We start from the raw sequence: 6,489 nt of genomic DNA, 5'->3' as shown, positions 1-6,489 counted from the left end.
TCGATTTTGGTCATAATATCGTCATTGAAGCGCCCCCGATTCCCGCTTTTGCTGGACATTTTCAACCCAATCAAGAACGCGCCCAAAGAATTCGGGTTTGGTTTGGCAAAATTGGCGAAATGGCCTTAGTTAGCCACTTGGATCTGGTGCGTTTATTTGATCGCGTCGTCCGTCGCGCTGCTATTCCCATTTCCTTTACCGGTGGATTTCACCCTGGTCCGCGCATTTCGATCGCCAATGCTTTATCCTTGGGAGCAACCAGTAGCGGTGAGATTGTCGATTTTGAATTGACAAAAGTGATGGATTTAGAGAGGTTTAAACAGCAATTAAGCGCACAATTGCCCGCAGATTTACCAGTGTATCAGGTGGAAGAAATTCCCTTAAATGCTCCCGCTGCCACCCGTTTGTTAGAAAAAGCTGCGTATTTGCTCACTTTTAACAGTGAGGGAATTGACTGCCAACAATGGCAAAATTGGATCGAGGCGATTAAACAAGCAACGGTGATGGAACGGGAAAAAACCACCAAATCCGGCAAAAAAGTCACGATTAATCTGCGAGAACAATTATATGAATTAGAGTTAAAAACTGTTGACAAACAAGCCGTTTTGTGCTATGTGGGCAGTTGTCGCAATGATGGCACTTTACTACAGCCCGATCATATCGTCGAGATGTTAGAAAGGGTTTCTGGCCAAGAACTTTCGCTGCTGAATTTTCATCGTCAGCGCTTGATTTTAGGCGCTTAACCATCGTCAACTGTTCCCTTTATACTAAACTAAGTAGGGTTGGCTGAATAAATCTAAAAACCTTGTTGGGTAAGACTTTTAGACTTTTTGTCAATCAAAAAGTACCAGATCTGGGAGTGATCGGGGGGAAAATTACTGGACTTTTTCCCTGAAAATTAGGTAATTGACCCCCTCAAAATCGCTAAAACCCTACACCCCACACCCCACACCCTGTCCCCACGAAAAACTTTTTCAGCAGACCCTACTTAAGAGAGTCAGCTAATCTTGATCGACTAATTCTAAGCAATCATCAATCAAAGCTGGCCGATAACTTTGAACAACCATCGGTAAAAAAGCCCCTCTTAAACCCTTTTTTATTCTCTCGGCCGTTTGATCAAAAACCACAAATAAAGGATGAATTGTTTCTGCACCTTCACTAAACATATGTTGTTCTCTGGGGGGCATTAACCATTCATATTCTTTATCTAAACATATTTGGGTTTCGCGCCAGCGTTTCAACAAATCAGAAAAATCTTCCCCCGGACGATGGATAAAAATCAGGATTTCTGAACCTAATTTAATTTTCCATTCCGGATCACACATCAGAATCGCCAAATCACAAGCTAATTGTACCATCTTTCTAGATTCAAGGGCAGAAGATGGACGAATTCTGACCAAGGGCAAGGGAATAGTAATTAAACTCTCTTCAGGACGACGCATACTAGGAATTAACTCTAAATAGGGGCGATATTGTCGCAATAATTCGATCGCCCCCTCACGACAGCTATATTCCGCTAATAAAGTTTCGTAAGACACAGATTCACCTAATCAAATAAAAGGAGATGAAAATTCAAATCTTGCTGATTTCCAGCTACCGGCAATAGTCACTGATCACTGATCACTGCTCAACTTATCCCAACGCATCGAAGATTTTAAACATGGGCAAGTACATAGACAAAAGAATAATTCCCACCATCCCCGCAACACCAACCATCATCAAGGGTTCAATGATACTGGTTAAAGCTTTAACGGCCTGTTCCACCTCATCTTCGTAGAAATCCGCCACTTTCATCATCATGGCATCTAATTCTCCCGTTTCCTCCCCAATACTAATCATTTGAATTGCCAAAGCTGGGAAAACATTGGCTTTTTGTAGGGCCAAACTCATCATTCCCCCCTGCTGAATTTCCGCCTTGGCACCAGCGATCGCATTGGCAATTACCTGATTACCCACCGTATTACAAACGATGTCGAGGGAACTTAAAATTGGGACACCAGAACGCGTCAGAGTCCCAAAAACCCGGCAAAATCTAGCCACAGCCGACTTTTCATTCAAATCACCAAAAAGAGGCATTTTAAGGAAAAAATGGTCAATTTGCAGACGACCCATCGGGGTTTTGTAATAGCGACGCAGTAAAAAAACCGTGGCAACAATGGTGACAATCGGAATTAAAATCAACCAACTACGCATCACACCACTTAAAAAGAGCATAAATTGCGTTAAAGCTGGTAGTGGCACGTTTAAATCGGTGAAAATTTTCGCAAACACGGGAATTAAAAAAATTGTCATCCCGAAAAACACAATTACCGCCAAAATTCCCACCGCTACCGGATAGGTCATCGCTGATTTAATCTGGTTTTTCAAGCGGGCCATATCTTCCAAAAGTTTCGAGAGACGGTTCAGCACTTCATCGAGTACCCCCCCCGTCTCTCCAGCTTCGATCATACTGACATAAAGTTCATCAAAACATTCGGGATGTTTGGCCATCGCTTCCGATAACGGAGTCCCTTGCTGTACCTCAGCACTAATCGCTTGTAGAGCTTTTTTCATCTTGGGATTACCGCATTGATCCCCCAAAACTCCCAAACATCTCACAATCGCCACACCAGCATTAATCATTACCGAAAATTGACGGGAAAAAACCGCTTTATCTTTGATGGAAATGCTGGCAAACATCAACTGTAAACCGGAAAGATCGATCTCTCCCCTCACTTTTTTGACTTTACCGACGGCGGCATATTTCGCCTTCAGCATCGTCCGGGCCTGTTCGGGAGACATGGCCTCAACTTTCTCTTGGAAAACTTTTCCAGAGCCGTTTTTAACTTGTGCGACAAAATTAGGCATAGGACATATCAGTTATCAGTTATCAGTTATCAGTTATCAGTTATCAGTTATCAGTTATCAGTTATCAGTTATCAGTTATCAGTTCACTGTTTACAGCAAAAAACTTCCCACTCTCCTATACCTTTTAAACAGGATTTAGGATTAAATCCGGGCTTTAGCGTTAGCGCTGGCCCCGGCGATAAGACGTTGTAATTCATCGGGTTTACCGCTTTTAGAAATGGCCTCTTCCAAAGAGACAACACCCCTAACAACTAAATTAGCTAATCCCTGTTCCATGGTTTGCATTCCTAACTTCATTCCCGTTTGAATTGCTGAATAGACTTGGGGGGCTTTTCCTTCCCGAATTAGATTAGCGATCGCTGGAGTTACCACCATGATTTCCTGTACCATTGCCCGACCAAATTCCCCCGGTTTAGGATTTTTTTTCTTGACTAGGTTTTGACTAAAAACTGCTAGTAAAGAATTGGATAACATGGCGCGAATTTGTGCCTGTTGGTTAGCAGGAAAAACGTCAATAATCCGATCCACTGTTCCCGCTGCCGAGCTAGTGTGTAGGGTTCCGAAGACTAAGTGACCAGTTTCTGCCGCCGTGATTGCCAAACTAATTGTTTCTAAATCCCGCATTTCTCCCACAAGGATAATATCAGGATCTTCCCGTAAAGATGCTCTTAAAGCGTTAGCAAAACTCTTGGTATCTTCTCCTTTTTGTCGTTGGTGAAACAGACTTTTTATATTAGGAAAAACGTATTCAATTGGGTCTTCTACCGTTAAAATATGTTCAGACCTAGTCCGATTAATTAAGTCTAAAATTGCCGCTAAAGTGGTAGTTTTACCCGAACCTGTTTGGCCAGTTACGAGAATTAATCCCCGCGGTCTTTCCGATAACTCCCGTACTACTCTAGGTAAATTTAATTGTTCAAAGTTAGGAATTTTAGAGGACAAAGCCCGTAAACAAGCTGCATAAGCCCCCCTTTCTTTATAAACATTGACCCTAAATCTTGCTAATCCTTTCACCCCGTAGGAACAGTCTAATTCCCAATTCTGCTCTAACTCTTTTCTTTGAGTATTATTGAGCATACTAAAAATCAATTTCTGACAATCTTGCGGGGTTAAAGATTCTTCATTAATCGGGGACAGTTTGCCACTAATGCGAAAATAGACTGGTGCCCCAGACTGAATGTGCATATCAGAACCGCCCATCTCGACCAATTGTTGCATTAAATCTTCGATCATTAATTCCATAAGTTAAACCCCATCTCTAAGGTAAAATCAGTGAACAGTAACCAGTGAAAAGACATTGGGAAAGTGCTATTTAAGACTACTCACTTAATACTCCTTACTTAAAACTCAAATCTCATAACTGATAACTGAAAAACTGTCTTAATCACTAAATCGCGGTGTCATACAATAGGGACAATCGAGCCATTCTGGTTGTAGTTCGGCGCGACAACCACGACAGATTAAACCGCTTTTCCGTTTGGCTTTTAGTTCCGCTTCCAGACCGGAATCGGTAAATGTCACCCGTTCCACTTCTTCGAGGGTGGTGTAACCCTCGCGCACCAGATTTAAACTATAGGCTAGGAGTGTCACCATGCCCTCATCGACGGCCGTCTCCTTAATGCGATCGGTGGTTGCCCCTTGGTTAATTAACTGCTGTAGTCGTTCACTATTCTGCATTACCTCATAGACACCAATGCGACCTTTATAACCGCTGCCGCTACACTTAAGGCAGAGATTGCCCTGTTTTCGCGCCTGTTGAATTTCCTCAAGGGTGAGGGTATTAGCCTTATAAAAGGTCACTTCCCGTTCATTGGCGGCGGAAAGACCAAAACGGGCTAATTCCTCTTGACTGGGGTGATAGGCGACTCGACACTGGCTACAGACGCGCCGCACGAGACGCTGGGCCAAGACTCCCAAGAGAGAACCAGAAATCATAAACGGTTCAACCCCCATCTCATCGAGACGAGCGATCGCACCTGCGGCATCGTTGGTGTGTAGGGTAGTTAGGACCAAGTGACCGGTTAGGGCGGCCTCGATCGCTGTTTTGGCCGTTTCCTTGTCCCTAGTTTCTCCCACCAGAATCACATCCGGGTCTTGTCGCATGAATGCCCGCAGAATCGAGGCGAAATCCATGCCTTTTTCGCGAATTACCTGCACCTGGGTGATGCCTGGTAGAGAATATTCGATCGGATCTTCGGCCGTACTAATATTGACCCCGGGGTGATTTCTTTCCGCTAACACCGAGTATAGAGTGGTGGATTTCCCCGAACCGGTCGGGCCTGTCACCAGCAACAGACCAAAGGGACGACTGGCCATGTCTCGGACGATTTGCAGGGTCTTTTGATCGGTGATCAGTTTATCTAAACCCAACTGGGTGGCCGAGTTATCGAGAATCCGTAAACAGACTTTTTCCCCGTAGCGACTGGGCAGGGTATTAACCCGAAAATCCACTTTCCGCCCTTGATACATCCGCCGAATTTTACCATCTTGGGGAAGACGACGTTCGGCGATATCGAGCTCGGCCATGATTTTAAGACGGGCTGTAACCGCCGGGGTAATTCTTTTCGGCAGTGGCTCAAAAGCTTGATGAAGAACTCCATCTTTGCGAAAGCGAATTTTCAGGAATTCTTCTTGGGGTTCGATGTGAATATCGGAAGTCCCTTCCTGTAGGGCTTTAGCTATAATTTTATTGACGAGGTTGATGACGGGAGCTTGATTAGCTTCCCCTTCTCCGAGATCATCGGCCACTTCATCGTTAGCCGCACCAGAGGCCACCTCAATATTGCTGACAATACCAGTGAGATCCGAGAGTTTTTCTAGTTCTTTTTCTTTTTGCAGTCGGGCTTTTTCCTGTTCTAATTCCGATTGAGCCGAGTGGAATTTTTCCAGTAATCTTTCATAATCTTCGCTAGTAATCACCAAACGCTGTAAACCTAACTCCCTGGGGCGGAGAATACGATTAATATCGTCGGAAGCCTCGAGGTTGTCGGGATCGACCATGGCTATCAAAATCGCAGCCGGCTCTCCTTCGATCTTTCGCAGGGGGATGAGACGATAGCGACGACAAAGATCGATCGGAATCAAAGAATCGATCAATCGGGCTATTTCCAGTCCATCCACATCGCTTAATTCGGGGTCGATCGATTCGACTCCGTAGAGAATTTTTAATTCAAATAACTGATTTTTCTTGTACTGTCGCTGCAAATCCGGGGGCAAAGGGCGCCCAGTTAGTTGTTGTAATATTTCTACTAGCGATCGTCCCGATTTCCGTGTTTCCACTAGGGCTTGTTGCATTTGGTCGGCACCGATATATCCCGACTGCACCAACTTGTTACCAAAGGGGGAAAAGTAATTGCGTAGGGCAACGGCACGGGTTTTCTTGGAAGAAAATGTCATAGACGATTCTTAAACTCTCCACTACCCTTAAATGTTCCCAATTTTACTGGTAAAATTGCATTCTAGCAAAAATTTTTCTAGATCACCGATTATCTATCGGGGTCGCTCCAGCAATTCCAAATTCAAACGGTAGTGTAGGATACAGAATTGATTTCGCTTCTGTCCCTCAAAATAGAGTGAACGAGTTGCCCATTGGGTTTTGCAGGAATGGAAGTCCAAGATTTGAGTTTTATAGGGATGCTGAGC

Annotated in this window: 5 protein-coding genes; 1 reads left to right on the top strand and 4 read right to left on the bottom strand. The window is 44.3% G+C overall.

Features of this window, described 5'->3' with window-relative positions:
- On the top strand, positions 1-743 hold a 743-nt coding region (locus PX482_RS25645), incomplete at its 5' end, for a TIGR03936 family radical SAM-associated protein (protein ID WP_288123201.1).
- A 258-nt stretch (positions 744-1,001) separates the two neighbouring features.
- Here the strand turns inward: PX482_RS25645 and PX482_RS25640 are convergent.
- The 4 genes from PX482_RS25640 to PX482_RS25625 all read right to left on the bottom strand — a co-directional run bounded on the left by PX482_RS25640 (position 1,002) and on the right by PX482_RS25625 (position 6,243).
- Positions 1,002-1,538, bottom strand: a complete 537-nt coding sequence (locus tag PX482_RS25640) for a hypothetical protein (RefSeq protein WP_002763116.1) — start codon at positions 1,536-1,538, stop codon at positions 1,002-1,004.
- A 94-nt stretch (positions 1,539-1,632) separates the two neighbouring features.
- Entirely contained in the window at positions 1,633-2,847 is a 1,215-nt protein-coding gene (locus PX482_RS25635) for a type II secretion system F family protein (protein ID WP_288093980.1), read from the bottom strand.
- A gap of 141 nt (positions 2,848-2,988) precedes the next feature.
- Positions 2,989-4,089: a type IV pilus twitching motility protein PilT gene (locus PX482_RS25630; protein ID WP_002763113.1), complete on the bottom strand. Its 1,101-nt coding sequence runs from the start codon at positions 4,087-4,089 to the stop codon at positions 2,989-2,991.
- A 138-nt stretch (positions 4,090-4,227) separates the two neighbouring features.
- Positions 4,228-6,243: a GspE/PulE family protein gene (locus tag PX482_RS25625; RefSeq protein WP_002763111.1), complete on the bottom strand. Its 2,016-nt coding sequence runs from the start codon at positions 6,241-6,243 to the stop codon at positions 4,228-4,230.
- Positions 6,244-6,489: the final 246 nt, after the last annotated feature.

Source organism: Microcystis sp. M53602_WE12 (assembly GCF_030065455.1).
Classification (GTDB): domain Bacteria; phylum Cyanobacteriota; class Cyanobacteriia; order Cyanobacteriales; family Microcystaceae; genus Microcystis; species Microcystis aeruginosa.
The sequence above is the reverse complement of the archived record's forward strand: the minus strand, read 5'-3'. Positions and strand labels throughout refer to the sequence as shown.

Excerpts from the sequence above, each read along its gene's own strand:
- PX482_RS25635 (WP_288093980.1), bottom strand. The coding sequence starts at position 2,847 with ATGCCTAATTTTGTCGCACAAGTTAAAAACGGCTCTGGAAAAGTTTTC.
- PX482_RS25630 (WP_002763113.1), bottom strand. The coding sequence starts at position 4,089 with ATGGAATTAATGATCGAAGATTTAATGCAACAATTGGTCGAGATGGGC.
- PX482_RS25625 (WP_002763111.1), bottom strand. The coding sequence starts at position 6,243 with ATGACATTTTCTTCCAAGAAAACCCGTGCCGTTGCCCTACGCAATTAC.